Consider the following 13,391-nt stretch of genomic DNA (forward strand, 5'->3'; position numbering starts at 1 on the left):
CTTAGCGGAATTTCAGCGCATGTGTCAGGTTTTCGAGAGCGTTTGCAGCGACATTGAGTTCGTCCTGCTTCATTGCGGCCTTGGCAGCGGCCGAGAAACGCGGCTGGGAGGGCATTGCGGCATTGGTTTCAACAGTAGTGTGCATGATCCATCTCCAATGGGATAGGCAGCTGGACTGCCGTTAACCATTGGAGAGGAACACTGCCTGCGTCATTTAACCGTTACAGGCTTTGTTAAAAGGCCGTCTAATCACGGAAGTCCGGCCAGCTGCAGGCCATGAATCAGCGCTTCCGTGTAGCGGGGATCGCGGTCGGGTACGAAATTGCGGATGTCCTCGCTGCGGAAATCCGGGAAATTTTCCAGAACGACGTTCGCATAGCTGCCGGCTTTTTTCATATCGCCCGCCATCGCGTGGGCGGCTGCGAGCAGTCGGGCCGTCGCCTGCTTGGACTTCACCGGCTCAAGCGCCTCGATCGTCTGTTGGTATTCGCCGCGGTCGAAGTGAATGCCGCCACGATTCCAGTAGTAGTAATCGGGCGGCAGCGGATTGAGTTTGAAAGCCGCCTTGTTCAGATCCAGCGCCTTGTCGAAGTCGCCGTAATGGCACAGCGCGTCGGCATAATCGGCAAGGATGTCGGCATCGTTCGGATTGAGATCCTGAGCTTGCTGGAAATATTCCAGGCTTTCGTCGAAACGGCGGCGGTACAGCGCCACAAAGCCGAGTTCGCGGTAGGCACGGCCGCTGTTCGGGTCGGACTGCTGTGCCAGCCGGGCGGCGCCATTCGCCTCGTCGAGCAGCTCGGTGTCCCGCATGCCGCGGATCAGCCATTCCATGCCGAGCGCGCGCGACACGCCGGCATGGGCGGCCGAAAAATTCTCGTAGCGATTGAGCGAGGATCTGAACCATTTGCGCGCCTGGCGCAGATGTTGCAAGTCGGTCTGGGCGATCAGCCGCTTGCCTTCCAGGTAGAGACGGTAAGCGGATGGCGGCGCCTCGCCGATCGGCGTCGCCAGTTCGTGTCGCTCGATCGTGTCAGCGAGCGATGAGACGATCCGCCGTGTCAGATGTGCGAAGGATTCGCTGATCTTTTGCATGACCAGCGGCAGTTCCAGAGCCCAGATCACCTCCGACGTGGTCGTCCGCGTCAGCCGGCAGGTGGCATAGACATCCTCGTCGCGGCCCTGGATCGTGACGTAAACCGCATAGTCGAAGCTGAGGTCGAGCGGGCCAGGGACGGCGCGCGACGGATCGACCGAGCGGCTGAGGATTTCGAGGCTGGTATGGGCTGCGATCACCTTGAAGCCGCGTTGCTGGCTGAGACCGATGGTGACGTCCTCGAGAAGGGCCCTGCCGACGCGCTCCATCAGCGGGTCGGTGAAAATGCTTTCCGGCGGCAGGATAATGATCCGCGGCTGGCCAAGCGGATCGACGAAGCCGCCGGGCCCTGCGGGCGGGCGCTCGGCCGCCGCTGCCTGAACTGCCGGGATCAGGCCGAGCTCGCGGGCAAGAGCGGTGGTGCTTTCCTCCGGCTCGGTATCGAAGTCGTCCTTCAGCTGGCTCTTGCACTTCAGATAGGATTGCCGGGCCGCAGCCGGATCGTTCATCCTGACATAGGTGCGCATCAGGGCCCGATAGGCCGTCTCGCTGGCGGGGTCGAGCTCCAGCAAGCGACGGGCAAGGGCGACCTGCTCTTCGTCCGATCTGTCTTCTGCGGTTTCGACCAGCCTCGTCAGATGGGCGGCGCGCAATTCATCGATGCGCTGGCGCTCGAAGGTCAGCCAGTCCTCGGCGCCCTGCGTCGGCGACTTGGCGCCTTCGAGCAATTCTCCATTCAGGATGTCGCCGTCTTCGGCAGCAAGCGACCCTTTCTGTTTCAGTACATGAACGTCGACCTCCCAACCATCGGCAAGCCCGATATGGGTGCGGGTCGCCGTCAGCAGCGGCGGGAGGTCGGCGGGAATGCTCTGCTCGATGCGCGCCAGCAGCTGGCGCAGGCTGCCCGCGCGCTTTTCCGGCAACTCCGATTGCCAGAGCTGCCGTCGGACAGTTTCGCGGTCGAGTTGGAGACCGGCTTCGGCGGCGAGCATGGCGAAGAGAAAATACGACTTCTCCGGCAAGGGGAGTTCCTTCCCCGCTGCCAGCAGTCGCGGTCTTCCGAGCAGGCAGAGCCTGTTCGTCGACATCTGTCCGGATGTCCGTTGCATCCCGCTTCTCACCCCAGGAAAGCCAAGCGCGTATGCGCGCTAGCTAATAAAGCACATGTTAGAGCCATAAGCGGCCCGCGCATAGGGTTTTTCGTCGAATATTTGCATTTTCTCGCGCAAACCGACAGGAAATGCGTATCGACACTTTTCAGGCGACGCGCTTTCCATGCGATTATTTAGTGGACGCGACCCTCCATGCCGGCAATGCCAGCAGGAGGTCTGAGCGATTACCGCAACTAGGCAACCTGTTTGCGGCCGGTCTCCGCGGCCGCCGCGGCCTCGACGAAATCGAGGCCGATATCCAGCACCGGCGCGCTGTGCGTCAGCCAGCCGACGGAAATGAGGTCGACGCCGGAAGCGGCGATTGCGGCGGCCGTTGCCGGTGTCACCCGGCCGGATGCCTCGGTGGTTGCCCGCCCGGCGACAATGGCGACCGCCTCGCGCAGCCGATCGGGCGTCATATTGTCGAGCAGAACGGCATCGGCTCCGACCGCCATCGCTTCCTGCAGCTGATCGAGCCTGTCCACCTCGACCTCGATCTTCACCAGATGGCCGACGCCGGCCCGCGCCCGGCGGACCGCCTCGGCAACGCCGCCTGATATGGCCACGTGATTGTCCTTGATCAGCACCGCGTCATAAAGTGCGAAACGGTGGTTCATGCCGCCGCCGGCCCGCACCGCATATTTCTCCAGCGCCCGGAGCCCCGGCGTCGTCTTGCGCGTGCAGGCGACGGAGGCCCTGGTGCCGCTGATGGCGGCGGCAATCTCAGCCGTGACGGTGGCGATGCCCGAGAGGTGACCGAGGAAATTCAGGGCCGTGCGCTCGCCGGTCAAGAGCCCGCGCGACGGACCTTCGATAGTGGCGACGACGTCACCGGGCTGTACCGCATCACCATCCTGGAGGTGGCGGCGCATGACGATTCCCGGGTCGACGAGCGTGAAGGCGAGCTCGGCCGCATCGAGGCCGGCGATCACGCCGGGCTGACGGGCGGCCATCACCACTCTGGAGCGGTGATCTGCGGGGATGACCGATGCCGAGGTAATATCGCCGGCAAGGCCGAGATCTTCGAGCAGGGCTGCCCGCACCAGCGGTTCGATAATCAGACGCGGAAGGGGAACGAGGCTCATGTCAGGCGCTCCTGGCCAGCGAATAGGGCGGTGTGGCGCGGGCGATCTCCAGCGCTTGGGAAAGATGCATCCGGCGCCGGCTGGCATCGCCGAGCTTCAGCGGGAAATCGGTGCGGGCGTGGGCGCCACGCGATTCCATCCGCAGGCTGGCGAAGATGGCGATAAGCAATGCGACAATGGCCGGATCGGCGGCAGGGCCGTCACTCTCGGCGAGTGGCAGCAATGCGGCGATTGCTCCCTGAAGGGCGTCGGCATTGCGCAGCACGCCGAGATGGCGCGAGACGATCGGTCGGACGAGCGATGTATCAGACGGTGCCGGCAGTTTTTCCGTGGAGATGGCGCCTTTGCCGCCCGTCGGCATGGCCGATATGTCGCGCGCCGTCCGCATGCCCATGACAGCCGCCTCCAGCAGCGAATTGCTGGCAAGCCGGTTCGCGCCGTGCAGGCCGGTCGACGCGGCCTCGCCGGCGACCCAGAGGCCGGGAACCGAGCTGCGGCCATTCGCATCCGTCGCTACGCCGCCCATGTGGTAGTGAACGGCCGGACGCACCGGGATGAGGTCCTTGGCCGGATCTATGCCGGCCTCGCCGCAAAGGGCCGTGATGACGGGGAAGCGCGTGGCAAAGCGGCTGCCGAGGGCGTGGCGGGCATCGAGGAAGACGCGGCCGCCGCGGGCGATTTCGGCGCCGATGGCACGAGCCACCACGTCGCGCGGCGCCAGCTCGGCCCCCGATATACGTGCCATGAACCGTTCGCCGCGTTCATTGACGAGCAGGGCCCCCTCGCCGCGCACCGCCTCGCTGACAAGAGCCAAGGGCCTGCGGCGGGAATCGAGCGCGGTCGGATGGAACTGCACGAATTCCATATCGGCAAGATCGGCGCCCGCCCTTGCCGCGAGCGCAATCCCCTGACCGAAATTGCCCATTGGATTGGTGGTCGCATCATAAAGCCCGCCGATGCCGCCGGTGGCGAGCACCACCCTTGCTGTCGGCAGGACGGCCGCCCCGCCGCTTACGGTCGCGCAGAGCAGTCCGGCGACGCGCCCGCCGTCCATCAGAATCCGCCGCGCCTCGAAACCTTCGAGCACTGTGATCGCAGGCGTCCGCGCCACAGCCCGCACCAGCGCGGCGATGATCGCTGTACCCGAGCCGTCGCCTTCGGCATGGACGATGCGGCGACGGTTATGGGCCGCCTCCAATCCCAGCGAAAGCCTTCCGGCGTCATTGCGGTCGAAACGGACCCCGGCGTGTTCCAGCGCTGCGATTGCCGCCGGCGCCTCCGCAATGATGTCGGCAGCGACGCTCCGGTCGCAGAGCCCGTCGCCGGCGGCAAGCGTATCGGCCAGATGCAGCGCCGCGCTGTCGTCGGCGCCGATGCTGGCGGCAATGCCGCCCTGTGCCCAGGCGCTCGAGGTCTCGACGCCGAGGCCGGCGCGGGTGATGATCACGGAAGGTTCCGGTGCCAGCGTCAGCGCCGTCATCAGCCCGGCGAGGCCGCTGCCGACGATGACTGTGCGCCCGGCCAACTGGTTGAGGATCTCGGTCATATCGCCAGCATCCTCTCGACGGCGCGCCGCGCGGCCGCGGCGATTGCCGGATCGACCGTCACTTCATGGCGGTTTCCCTCGAGTGCGGCGCGGATATTGGCGAGCGTGGTCCGCTTCATATGCGGGCAGAGATTGCAGGGGCGGATGAACTCGACGTCGGGGTGGTTCACTGCGACGTTGTCGCTCATCGAGCATTCGGTGAGGAGCACGACTCGCGCCGGCTTCTGCTTGCCGACATAATCGGACATCACGGCGGTGGAGCCGGCGAAATCGGCTTCCGCCACCACGTCGGGCGGGCATTCCGGATGGGCGAGAACCGTCACGCCGGGATGATTCTCGCGTAGCTGGCGGACATCGTCAGCGGTGAAGAGTTCATGCACTTCGCAATGCCCATGCCAGGCGATGATCTCGACCTCCGTCTCGCGGGCGACGTTGCGCGCCAGATATTCGTCGGGGATCATCAGCACCTTCGGCACGCCGAGCGACTCCACCACTTGTTTGGCATTGCCCGAGGTGCAGCAGATGTCGGAGGCGGCCTTCACCGCCGCCGAAGTATTGACATAGGTGATGACGGGGACCCCGGGATGGGCTTGGCGCAGCAGCGCGATATCCTCCGGCGTGATCGAATCCGCCAGCGAGCAGCCGGCGCCGAGATCCGGGATCAGCACGGTTTTTTCAGGGTTCAGCAGCTTGGCGGTCTCGGCCATGAAATGCACGCCGGCCAGCACGATGACATCGGCATCGACCTCGATCGCCTTGCGGGCGAGCGCCAGGCTGTCGCCGACGATGTCAGCCACCCCGTGAAAGATCTCGGGTGTCTGATAGTTGTGGGCGAGAATGACGGCGTTGCGGCGGCGCTTGAGCTCGAGGATCGCGTCCACGTCGTCCTCGAACGACATCCATTCCGCTTTGGGAATGACGCGGCTGACGCGATTGTAAAGCGAGGATGCGGAAACTGGGTGATTCATGACCGGCTCCTAATTATGCTCTATCTGAGCATATTATGCTCCAAGAGATATTCTCGTTGTGAGCATATGTCAATTGCGGGAGAGCGGTAATTTCGTTCCTGCGAGTGCCCGTTCTTCGAGCACCGTGTGGCGGAAGCGGAAGAGCTTGGCCGGCCGTCCGCCAGTTTCACTTTCGGTGTCGCCGGTTTCCTCGACCAGTTCCTGCTGTTCGATCAAGCGGCGGAAATTCTGCTTGTGCAGCGTCAGCCCCGCCAGGGCCTCGATCGTACGCTGCAGTCGCAGAAGCGTAAAACTCTCCGGCATAAGCTCGAAGACGACGGGGCGGTATTTGATTTTGGCGCGCAGCCGGGCAATCCCGGTCGCCAGAATTCGGCGGTGATCGGCAAACATCGCCCGCCCCAGATTGGCTTCGCCCGCGCACCCGGCTTCGGCCACGAGGCCCGCCTCGTAAAGCAGCTCGTAGCGTTGCAAGGCCAGATCCTCGTTCCAGCCGCCGCCATCGAAGCCGAAGGTGAAGTCGGCGCGGCGATGGCGATGGTTGCGCCGGGCCGGATCGGCATCCGCCCAGCTTCTAAGGCGTGCGACGATCTCGTCCAGCACGGCCGGCCGGCCCTGCCGATGGTCCTCCCAGGGAAAATAGTCGTACCAGCCGTGCCATCCCGGCCGGCCGGCACCCGCCTGCTCGTTGACGAGGCCGAGATAGCTGATCGAGATCGTCCGCCCACCAAGAATCTCGTTGTTCCGGTCGCGGTCGGCGAAGGTATAGAGTTGTTCGAGGTAGCCGACCGGGTGCTCCGTCTGCTCCTGCACCCATTCGCGCAGGCCCGATTGCAGGGTGCGATGGCCCATTTCGAACGGACCGGACGGCAGCGCGTTGCCGGAACGGATGGTCATGACGCGCGGCTCATCCCCCGTCACCGCGACGAGTACCGCAATTAATTCCGCATGCGCAAAGCCGATCGTCACAGGGGACCGAATACTCCGTTCCGAATGAATCGAACGGATCATTCCTGCCATAGGCGAAGACGGAAGCCAATGGACTTTCCCCTTCTCCCCAGCGGGGAGGAAGGGGAGCCGCCGAGCAAGCGTCAGCGCTTCCCCGTCTCGCCAGCCAGCCTCTCCAAGAAAACCTTCAGTTCCGCCTCGTCGATACCGACGCAATGGCGTTTTTCCGGATAGGCGCCGGTTCTGACATCCCCGGCGAATTCGGTGAAGGCGGCGATGCGTTCACGTTGCAGCCGGTCTTGTTCGTCGGCGAAATTGCGGTAGACCTTGGCGTGGCGCGGAGTGTGATCGCGATTGGCGCCGAGCACGTCGTCGGCGAACAGATATTGGGCGTCACAGCCGCTGCCGGCCCCCATCGAGATCATCAGCATCGAGGTGCTGCTGCTGATGGCGGCGGCGACGTCAGCCGGTACGACCTCGATTTCGGCGGCGAAGGCGCCGGCCTCTTCCAAAGCCTTGGTCTGCCGCCAGATCTCCGCCGCACTCGCCGCCGTCTTGCCGACGGCGCGGAAGCCGCCGGTCCAGGTTGCCTTCGATGGGATCAACCCGAGATGGCCGCAGACGGGAACGCCCTCGTCGCGCAAGCGACGGATCGTCTGCAGGCTCGCGGCGCAATAGACGGCATCGCCGCCCGCCTTCAGCGCCGCGAAGGCGGCGCGCAGATAATCTTCCGCCGAGACATGATCGCCATATTCGAGGCCTGGAATGGCAAAGAGCGTGGGGGCGATCTCGCGAAACACCGGGCCGAGCAGCGAGGGCGGCACCGAGACCATGTCGATCCCGGCCTTCTCCGCCGCTTCGGCCTCCTCCAGCGTGGTGACGCGCAGCATGGTGAGCTGGCGCCTGCCTTTTTCCGCAAGCAAGTCGGCGACGGTTGCACGCTTATGTTTTTTCATCATCAATTCCTTTGAAATATCGGAGGGCTCAAGCGGCCAGAAGTGATTTCAGCTTGACGTTGCTGGCCGCCAGCGCAGCAGGGTCCGGATGGGCACCAGCCGCGATCAACATTTCAGCGAGTCTGATGTCACGCGCCACGGCATTGCCCGGTCCGATGCCGCTCGCGGCGATCAACCGGCCATCGGTGTCGAGGTGGAAGAGAATGAAGGCGTCTGGGCCGAGGTCGCGGCGCAGATGCAGGACCGCGCCTTCGGCGAGGCCGGCAATCTGCAGCGTCACTTCGTATTGATCCGACCAGAACCACGGCACTGACGAAACGGCTTCGTCGAGGCCGAGCATGTTGGCTGCGGCCAATGTGCCTTGTTCCTGTGCATTGCGCCAGGATTCGAGCCGCACCCGCCGGCCGCCGTAGATCGGCAGGGGAAAGGAGCAGCAGTCGCCCGCCGCAAAAACGTCAGGTGCCGATGTCCGGAGATAGGTGTCGACAGCAATGCCGTTTTCGATGGCAAGCCCTGCCCTGTCGGCAATGTCGACATTCGGTCGTGCGCCGATGCCGACGAGGGCGAGGTCGGCTTCTATGACCTCCCCGCTCGACAGTTTGATCACGGCCTTTCCGCCTTCCTCGGTCAGCGCCTCGATCGAGACGCCGCAGCGGACATCGACGCCCTCTGTGCGATGGCGCTCTGTGAGCAGATAAGCGATTTCCTCCGGCACGCCGCGCTTCAGCACGCGCTCCAGCCCCTCGATGACGGTGACGTCGGCGCCGAGCAACCGTGCCGTTGCCGCAAGTTCCAGTCCGATAAACCCGCCGCCGATAATGGCGATATGCCGCCCCGGCTTCATGCCATCGCGCAACGCCGCCGCATCGTGATGCGTTCTCAGCGAGCGGATACAGCGGCTATTCTCCGGTGCGCCGGGAAAGAACCGGGCGCTCGCGCCCGTAGCCAGGAGAAGCTTATCATAGGAGAGCGCCGTACCATCCGATAGCCTCACGGCTCTGGATGCGGTGTCGAGGTCCCTCGCCTCCAGGCCGGTCAGCAGCCGGATGCCGCATTCGGCGTATTTCTCCAACGTGGCGATGAATTTCGGATCGCCTGCATCGGCGAAGCCGGCCTTCGAAAGCGGCGGCCGCTCATAGGGGTGAAGGGGTTCGTCGCCGACAAGCGTTATCTCGCCGGCAAAGCCTTTTTCCCGCAGAGCGAACGCAGCGCGGGCACCGCATTCGCCCGCACCGAGGATAACGAAATGAGCCACATCAGCCTCCGTCAGACCGAAATGAAGACGCAGCCGTCTTCGACCTTCACCGGATAGGTCTTGAGATTGACGCAGACCGGCGCACCCTTGGCTTCGCCCGTCTTGTAGTTGAAGCGGCCATTATGTTTTGGACATTCGATGATTTCATCCATGACAAGCCCGTCGGCGAGATGGATATGCTCATGCGTGCAGAGCCCGTCGGTGGCGAAGAACTCGTCGTCCGGGCTGCGGTAGACCGCAAAGGTGCGCCCGCCATGATCGAAGCGGATGACATCCTCTTCGTCGATCTCGTCCTTGCCGCAAACTTCGATCCAGTTTCCGCTCATCTTATCCTCCCTCGATCGTGATTATTGCGCCGCCGGGGCGAGTTCGTTGTGGAATTCCTCGCGATACGGCCGCGCGGTGGCCGGCAGTTCGCGCTTCAGGAAATAATCCTCGTTGCGCAGCTGGCGCAGGAAAGCCGGGACCATCTCGCGGTAGCCCGACCAGATCGACGGGTTCGGCGCCGGCAGGTCGTGCTTGATCATCGCATGCAGCCTGGGCAGCGCGTGATAGGGCACCATCGGGAACATGTGATGTTCGACGTGGTAGTTCATGTTCCAATAGATGAAGCGGCTGACCGGGTTCATATAGACCGTGCGGCTGTTCAGCCGATGATCGATGACGTTGTCGGCAAGGCCGCCATGCTGCAAGAGCCCTGTCAGCACATGGTGCCAGGCGCCATAGAGGCGCGGCAGGCCGATCAGCATCAGCGGCAGGATCGTACCCATGGCGATGGCGGCTGCGATCGTTACGACGTAAATCGCGAGCCAGATGCGGGCGATGCGGATTGCCTTCGGCTGTTCCATCTCGGGAATGAACGTCTTTTCCGTGGTGCTAATGACGCCGAAGGCGTTGCGCAGCATGTCGACGACGGCATGCCAGACATCGAGGATGCCGAAGAAGTTGAGGATCAGCCGGAAGAGATCCGGCGGCCGCATAACGGCGATCTCGGGATCGCGGCCGACGATGACAGTGTCGGTATGATGGCGCGTATGGCTCCAGCGCCAGGTCACCGGATTGCGCATGATCATGAAGCAGGCGATCTGGTAGACGCCGTCATTCATCCAGCGCGTCTTGAAGGCGGTGCCGTGGCCGCATTCGTGCCAGCGGCTGTCGGAGGCCGAGCCGTAGAGCACGCCATAGGCAAGAAAAAAGGGCAGCGCAACCCAGGAGCCCCAGAAGTAGATGCCGAGCCCGGCAAAGGTGACCATGCTGCCGAGCCAGATGATGGTGTCACGGATCGCCGGCGCGTCCGAGCGCTGCATCAGCGCCTTCATGTCCTTGCGCGGAACTTCGGTATGATACCATTCCGCTGCCGCCAGCCCCATCTCCACCGCAGTGCGGCCGCTTTCACCGAGCAGGTCGTAATCTCGTTTCTTCGTCTGGGTCGCCATCGTCCGCCTCCCTATGCCGTCGCCGGGAGAATAGGTTGACTTTGACAGAGGCTCAATGCAGGCTTGATGTAATCTATCAAAAGCCATCACGCGTGGCTCGCATTCATGATCGAAACCATCAGGAACACTTCATGCGCCGCCCCACCATATCCGATCTTGCCCGCGCCTCCGGCGTCAGCGTCGCCACTGTCGACCGGGTTCTCAATGCTCGCCATCGCGTGCGCGAGGAGACGGCGCGACGGGTCTACGATGCGGCGCAGTTGATCGGCTATCACGCCGTGGGGCTGATCAGGCAGCGCGTTTTCGAGGATCTGCCGCAGTACCGGCTTGCCTTCCTGCTGCAGAAGCCAACGCAGCAGTTCTACCAGGCATTCGCCCGCGAGATCGAAGCGGCGGCGCGGACGGTCACAAACGCCCGGATCCAGGTGCAAATCGACTTTCCGTCAGCCGCCACGCCGGCTGCGATCGTCGAGAAACTCAAAGCTCTCGGTGCGCGCAATCAGGCCGTTGCCCTGGTAGCGCCTGATTACCCCGCGGTGACGGCCGCTATCGAGGAGCTGAAGGAAAAAGGCGTCCCGGTCTTCTCGCTCCTCTCCGATTTCGCGTCGGGCGTGCGCACCGGTTACATCGGCGTCAACAACCGAAAGGTTGGCCGCACCGCCGCCTGGGTGATCGCGCGGACAGCGCATAAACCCGGCAAGGTCGCCTGTTTCGTCGGCAGCCATCGTTTTCATGGACATGAACTGCGGGAAATCGGCTTCCGCTCCTATTTTCGCGAGAATGCGCCGGAATTTGATGTTATCGACACGTTGATCAACCTGGATACGCCCGAGATCACGCACGAGGCGACGCTGACATTGCTGCAGAAACATCCCGATCTTATCGGGCTTTATGTTTGCGGCGGCGGCATGGAAGGGGCGATTTCGGCATTCCGGGAGGAAAACCTTGGTGGCAAGGTCGTGCTCGTGGTCAACGAACTGACGCCCGACAGCAAGGCCGGTCTTGCAGATGACATCGTCGCTATGGCACTCGGCACTCCCCTACCCGCGCTCTGTCAAGAGCTGATGGTGCTGATGAAGGATGCGGTGGAAAACAGCGAAGCCGCCATCCCCGGGCAGTCCTTCCTGCCCTTCGACATCTATCTTTCCGAGAATATCTGAGGAATGATGGAATTCTATCATTTCGGCTGAAATTCTTTCAGCAATGAGGGCCGGGCCCCGGCGATGACGGATGGATTGCCCGGCGAATTCGGATAGAGATTCGCTCGCCCATTCACGAGTACTGCTCCGCTTATGTCGCGGAGCCGAGGAGGATAACCGTCATGACTTCGATCCGCTTTGCGCTCAACCACATGGCCGCGCCGTCGCTTGCCATCGATGATTTCTTCGCGCTGGCAAAGTCGCTCGGCATCGATTCCGTCGAGATCCGCAACGACCTTTCCGGCAACGCCATTCTCGACGGCACCAAACCCGAAGCGATCAGAGAAGCCGCCGCCCGCCACGGAGTGACGATCATTTCGATCAACGCCCTGCAGCGCTTCAACGAATGGAATGAAACCCGCGCCAGGGAAGCGCAGGAATTGATCGACTATGCCAGCGCATCGGGCGCCAAGGCGCTGGTCCTCGTTCCGAAGAACGACGGCACCGGCTGCGCCGATGGCGAACGCCAGGCCAATCTGCGCGAGGCTCTGTCCGCGCTGAAGCCGATGCTTGATAAAGCCGGCATTATCGGCCTCGTCGAGCCGCTCGGTTTTGAAATCTGCTCGCTGCGTTCGAAGACCGAAGCCGCCGAGGCGATCAAGGAGCTCGACGCGCAATCGACCTTCAAGCTCGTCCACGACACCTTCCACCATCACCTTGCCGGCGAAGCCGCGACCTTCCCGGAACTGGCCGGTCTCGTGCACATTTCCGGCGTCAGCGATCCCTTGGTTTCCGTTGCCGAAATGCGCGACTCCCATCGCGTGCTCGTGGACGGCGAGGACCGGCTCGACAATGCCGGGCAGATCAAGGCACTGCTGCAGGCGGGCTATAGCGGGCCGTTCTCCTTCGAACCTTTTGCTGCGGAAGTTCATGCGGTCAAGGATCCGGCCGCTGCGCTGCGCGCCAGCATGGATTATCTGACGGCTCGGGTCTGAAATCCGAGGCAGCTTCTCTTCACGATCGGCCGCCGGCGTGCGGCCGATCGTGATACGCTATTCCCGGCCCCTGAACCGGCGCTGATAGGCCGGATCATAGAGCGAGCTTTCGCGAAAATCCTCCGCCGCGAGCGACGGGCCGACGAAGATGATCGCCGTGCGTTCGATCGGTTCGGCCGTAACCTTTGCCTCGATGTCGGATAACGTGCCGCGCAGAATGCGCTCGTCCGCCCAGGAAGCCTTGACGACGATGACGACCGGGCAGTTCGCGCCGTAGAGCGGCGTCAATTCGTCGACCACCTGCTTCAGCGCATGGATCGCAAGGTGGATCGCCAGCGTAGCCCCCGTCGCGCCGAATCTTGTGAGCGTCTCTTCGTTCGGCATCGGCGAAGCGCGGCCGGAAACGCGGGTCAGCACCAGGCTTTGGGCGACGGCAGGGATCGTCAGTTCGCGCCCTAGTGCTGCGGCCGCGGCGGCAAAGGCCGGAACGCCGGGTGTCATCGTATAGGTGATGCCGTGTTTTTGAAGCCGGCGCACCTGCTCGGCAACCGCGCTCCAGACGGAAAGGTCGCCGGAGTGCAGCCGGGCGACATCCTGGCCGGCGGCAGCGGCGCGAAGATATTCCGCCTCAATCTCATCGAGCGACATCGGCGCAGTATCGATAATGCGCGCGCCAGGCGGGCAATATTGCAGCAGTTCCGGCGAAACGATCGAGCCGGCATAGAGGCAGACCGGGCAGCGGCCGATCAAATCGCGGCCACGCACCGTGATCAGATCCGCAGCACCTGGCCCCGCGCCGATGAAATGCACGGTCATTCC

At 63.4% G+C, this 13,391-nt stretch carries 13 protein-coding genes; 2 read left to right on the forward strand and 11 right to left on the reverse strand.

The window, feature by feature from the left end; genetic code table 11:
• Nucleotide 1 precedes the first annotated feature (1 nt).
• From GA0061105_RS32845 to GA0061105_RS14380, 10 genes are all read right to left on the reverse strand, one after another.
• Complete coding sequence (locus tag GA0061105_RS32845) at nt 2–145, reverse strand: hypothetical protein (RefSeq protein WP_167358556.1); 144 nt, start codon at nt 143–145, stop codon at nt 2–4.
• Between the two features lie 104 nt (nt 146–249).
• On the reverse strand, nt 250–2,205 hold the full coding sequence (locus GA0061105_RS14340; protein WP_092750970.1) for an AfsR/SARP family transcriptional regulator: 1,956 nt from the start codon (nt 2,203–2,205) through the stop codon (nt 250–252).
• A 236-nt stretch (nt 2,206–2,441) separates the two neighbouring features.
• The gene (gene nadC / locus GA0061105_RS14345; RefSeq protein WP_092750972.1) at nt 2,442–3,332 is read right to left on the reverse strand and encodes a carboxylating nicotinate-nucleotide diphosphorylase; all 891 of its coding nucleotides are present in this window, start codon (nt 3,330–3,332) and stop codon (nt 2,442–2,444) included.
• A gap of 1 nt (nt 3,333) precedes the next feature.
• On the reverse strand, nt 3,334–4,878 hold the full coding sequence (locus GA0061105_RS14350) for an L-aspartate oxidase (protein WP_092750974.1): 1,545 nt from the start codon (nt 4,876–4,878) through the stop codon (nt 3,334–3,336).
• On the reverse strand, nt 4,875–5,846 hold the full coding sequence (gene nadA / locus GA0061105_RS14355; RefSeq protein WP_092750976.1) for a quinolinate synthase NadA: 972 nt from the start codon (nt 5,844–5,846) through the stop codon (nt 4,875–4,877). Before nadA ends, GA0061105_RS14350 begins: the two co-directional genes overlap by 4 nt.
• A 69-nt stretch (nt 5,847–5,915) precedes the next feature.
• Nucleotides 5,916–6,863: an NUDIX hydrolase gene (locus GA0061105_RS14360; protein WP_208601652.1), complete on the reverse strand. Its 948-nt coding sequence runs from the start codon at nt 6,861–6,863 to the stop codon at nt 5,916–5,918.
• A gap of 71 nt (nt 6,864–6,934) precedes the next feature.
• Nucleotides 6,935–7,750, reverse strand: a complete 816-nt coding sequence (locus GA0061105_RS14365; RefSeq protein ID WP_208601653.1) for a 3-methyl-2-oxobutanoate hydroxymethyltransferase — start codon at nt 7,748–7,750, stop codon at nt 6,935–6,937.
• A gap of 25 nt (nt 7,751–7,775) precedes the next feature.
• Nucleotides 7,776–9,002 carry an NAD(P)/FAD-dependent oxidoreductase gene (locus tag GA0061105_RS14370; RefSeq protein ID WP_092750978.1) on the reverse strand — a complete coding sequence of 409 codons (1,227 nt, stop codon included), beginning with the start codon at nt 9,000–9,002 and terminating at the stop codon, nt 7,776–7,778.
• A gap of 11 nt (nt 9,003–9,013) precedes the next feature.
• Complete coding sequence (locus tag GA0061105_RS14375) at nt 9,014–9,328, reverse strand: MocE family 2Fe-2S type ferredoxin (RefSeq protein ID WP_092750980.1); 315 nt, start codon at nt 9,326–9,328, stop codon at nt 9,014–9,016.
• Between the two features lie 21 nt (nt 9,329–9,349).
• The gene (locus tag GA0061105_RS14380) at nt 9,350–10,438 is read right to left on the reverse strand and encodes a fatty acid desaturase family protein (protein WP_092750982.1); all 1,089 of its coding nucleotides are present in this window, start codon (nt 10,436–10,438) and stop codon (nt 9,350–9,352) included.
• A gap of 131 nt (nt 10,439–10,569) precedes the next feature.
• Between GA0061105_RS14380 and GA0061105_RS14385 the strand changes: the two genes are divergently transcribed.
• The gene (locus GA0061105_RS14385) at nt 10,570–11,598 is read left to right on the forward strand and encodes a LacI family DNA-binding transcriptional regulator (protein WP_064695646.1); all 1,029 of its coding nucleotides are present in this window, start codon (nt 10,570–10,572) and stop codon (nt 11,596–11,598) included.
• 161 nt (nt 11,599–11,759) lie between these two features.
• Nucleotides 11,760–12,572 carry a TIM barrel protein gene (locus GA0061105_RS14390; RefSeq protein ID WP_092750984.1) on the forward strand — a complete coding sequence of 271 codons (813 nt, stop codon included), beginning with the start codon at nt 11,760–11,762 and terminating at the stop codon, nt 12,570–12,572.
• Between the two features lie 57 nt (nt 12,573–12,629).
• On the opposite strand, the gene cobM is transcribed toward GA0061105_RS14390, so the two are convergent.
• Nucleotides 12,630–13,388, reverse strand: a complete 759-nt coding sequence (gene cobM / locus GA0061105_RS14395) for a precorrin-4 C(11)-methyltransferase (protein WP_064695644.1) — start codon at nt 13,386–13,388, stop codon at nt 12,630–12,632.
• Nucleotides 13,389–13,391 lie beyond the last annotated feature (3 nt).

Source organism: Rhizobium aethiopicum (assembly GCF_900094625.1).
GTDB lineage: Bacteria > Pseudomonadota > Alphaproteobacteria > Rhizobiales > Rhizobiaceae > Rhizobium > Rhizobium aethiopicum.

Excerpts from the sequence above, each read along its gene's own strand:
- GA0061105_RS32845 (WP_167358556.1), bottom strand. The coding sequence starts at position 145 with ATGCACACTACTGTTGAAACCAATGCCGCAATGCCCTCCCAGCCGCGT.
- GA0061105_RS14340 (WP_092750970.1), bottom strand. The coding sequence starts at position 2,205 with ATGCAACGGACATCCGGACAGATGTCGACGAACAGGCTCTGCCTGCTC.
- nadC (WP_092750972.1), bottom strand. The coding sequence starts at position 3,332 with ATGAGCCTCGTTCCCCTTCCGCGTCTGATTATCGAACCGCTGGTGCGG.
- GA0061105_RS14350 (WP_092750974.1), bottom strand. The coding sequence starts at position 4,878 with ATGACCGAGATCCTCAACCAGTTGGCCGGGCGCACAGTCATCGTCGGC.
- nadA (WP_092750976.1), bottom strand. The coding sequence starts at position 5,846 with ATGAATCACCCAGTTTCCGCATCCTCGCTTTACAATCGCGTCAGCCGC.
- GA0061105_RS14360 (WP_208601652.1), bottom strand. The coding sequence starts at position 6,863 with ATGGCAGGAATGATCCGTTCGATTCATTCGGAACGGAGTATTCGGTCC.
- GA0061105_RS14365 (WP_208601653.1), bottom strand. The coding sequence starts at position 7,750 with ATGATGAAAAAACATAAGCGTGCAACCGTCGCCGACTTGCTTGCGGAA.
- GA0061105_RS14375 (WP_092750980.1), bottom strand. The coding sequence starts at position 9,328 with ATGAGCGGAAACTGGATCGAAGTTTGCGGCAAGGACGAGATCGACGAA.
- GA0061105_RS14380 (WP_092750982.1), bottom strand. The coding sequence starts at position 10,438 with ATGGCGACCCAGACGAAGAAACGAGATTACGACCTGCTCGGTGAAAGC.
- GA0061105_RS14385 (WP_064695646.1), top strand. The coding sequence starts at position 10,570 with ATGCGCCGCCCCACCATATCCGATCTTGCCCGCGCCTCCGGCGTCAGC.
- GA0061105_RS14390 (WP_092750984.1), top strand. The coding sequence starts at position 11,760 with ATGACTTCGATCCGCTTTGCGCTCAACCACATGGCCGCGCCGTCGCTT.
- cobM (WP_064695644.1), bottom strand. The coding sequence starts at position 13,388 with ATGACCGTGCATTTCATCGGCGCGGGGCCAGGTGCTGCGGATCTGATC.